This window comes from Paenibacillus hubeiensis (assembly GCF_032334105.1).
In the GTDB taxonomy this organism is placed as follows: domain Bacteria; phylum Bacillota; class Bacilli; order Paenibacillales; family Paenibacillaceae; genus Paenibacillus; species Paenibacillus hubeiensis.
Map to the genome: position 1 here is coordinate 1 of NZ_JAVYAE020000041.1, position 1,935 is coordinate 1,935.

At 38.3% G+C, this 1,935-nt stretch carries 3 protein-coding genes; 2 read left to right on the top strand and 1 reads right to left on the bottom strand.

Annotated features, from left to right (window positions below):
• Positions 1–140 precede the first annotated feature (140 nt).
• Positions 141–1,001: an SDR family oxidoreductase gene (locus RSX24_RS32140; protein WP_343262901.1), complete on the bottom strand. Its 861-nt coding sequence runs from the start codon at positions 999–1,001 to the stop codon at positions 141–143.
• A gap of 128 nt (positions 1,002–1,129) precedes the next feature.
• On the opposite strand from RSX24_RS32140, the gene RSX24_RS32145 reads away from it, so the two are divergent.
• Positions 1,130–1,489, top strand: a complete 360-nt coding sequence (locus tag RSX24_RS32145) for a winged helix-turn-helix transcriptional regulator (protein WP_343262902.1) — start codon at positions 1,130–1,132, stop codon at positions 1,487–1,489.
• A 241-nt stretch (positions 1,490–1,730) separates the two neighbouring features.
• The coding region (locus RSX24_RS32150) for a hypothetical protein (protein WP_343262903.1) at positions 1,731–1,935 on the top strand (205 nt) is incomplete at its 3' end.

Genomic DNA, 1,935 nt, shown 5'->3' on the forward strand with positions numbered 1-1,935 from the left:
TCGGTACAAGTTCTTGTCCCAAGCTAAGGACAAGAACTTGTACCGATTGCCGGAATGGACAAGAACATAGTCCGATTGCCGATTAGATAGATGTCTAAACATTGAGCGGATACATTGAAAATCTTACTACACAAATTATTTTATGCTAATAATTGTTGAAGTGCTTCTTTTACACCTGCTGGTTTGCGACCAAGTAACATTTCTAAATCTGAAAGATTGTTTTCTAATCCGCCTTCGCGAATGCCTTGTTGAATCATGGTTAACATTCCAATCATTTCTGCTGGTAAGTTAGCTTGCTCTAACATGGCACTGTAAGTGGCGTCATCTACATTCATCACCGAAACTTCTTTACCCGTCACTTCGTTTAACGCTGTAACAAAATCAGCTTGTGTTAAGTTTTCGCCACCTAATTCATATACTTTGTTGTCATGACCATCAGTAGCTAAAACGTTTGCAGTTGCTTCAGCTAAATCAGCGCGTAGTACCCATCCAACTTTACCCTCACCAGCAGAAGTTACCCAAGGTGAACCGTTTAAACATTGTTGAATAGTGCCTAATTCGTTTTCTACATACCAGTTGTTACGTACGAATACGTATGGAATGCCTGATTCTTTTATAATATTTTCACGAACTAGGTGGGGACTTGCTAAAATGAATTGGCTTACGTCAGCACGTGGAGCGGAAGAATACACCAATTGTTTTACACCTGCTTGTTTTGCAGCTTCAACAGCATTTGTTTGTTGTCGTACGTAAGATTCTAGATCACCAAATGTTGAGACAATAAATACTTTATTGATACCAGTAAATGCTTCTACTAAAGAAGCTTGATCTTCAAAATCTGCTTTACGTACTTCGATTCCTTGAGCTGTTAAACTTAACGCTTTTTCAGAGGCAGGGTTTGTTGTCCCCGCGATAATATCCGTAGTTGGTAATTTTCTCGCTAAGAATTCAACGATTTTGCCACCTAAGTGTCCAGTAGCGCCTGATACAAAAATTTTCATGTTGATGTTCCTCCAATAATAACTAGATTTATAATTGCTTAACGCTATAATAAAGTATTATAAACCTTAATATAAGTACGCACATTTTCATGACATAGTCACAAAAATGCGACCTTGGAGGAAGAAATATGGCTAGACATCAGTATGATCAAATAGACGTTTCAATAGATACAATCGAAAAAATTTGTCCGCTAACATTAGCTCAAGATGTGATTGCAGGACGTTGGAAAATTATTATTTTATCGCATCTGCATGAGCATGAAGTGATTCGTTTTAACGAATTACTGCGTATGATACCAGGCGTTTCAAAAGGGATTTTAACGCGTCAACTACGCGAACTTGAAGAAGATGAGCTCGTACACCGAGAAGTATATAAAGTTGTTCCCCCGAAAGTAGAGTATTCATTGACTGAGCAAGGCAAACAATTTCAGCCTGTGTTAGAAGCTATGCATGTATGGGGAACAATGATTTTACAAGATAAACTCTAGTTTAAATAGGTGTTTTAACAAGAATATTCCTCAAGAAAAGTTGGATGAACTTAATACATTCATAAAAAGTCCTTGATTCATTCCAATAGGTGAACATTTAACTAACGGGAGACGTTTGCTTAATAATTCCTCGAAGGCAGCCGGTCACAAAGATATCGGCTGTTTTCGCTGCGCTAACGGAAAAAAAAACGTAACGTAAAAACGGGTAAAGAGACGCCCCACCAGGCTAAAGTGAATTCTGATGGAAGCTACACTTTCGTTGTGTCTGCTCATGACCCGCTTATTTACAATTGGTGTCGGGGGACAAGAACATATTCCCATTGAAATTCGCTATATTAGCGATTTTTTTATTTTTATCGGTACAAGTTCTTGTCCCGAGCAAAGGCTAGAACCTGTACAGATTACCGGGATATGCCTCTTTAGTTTGGAGCAATCTGTTTCAGATT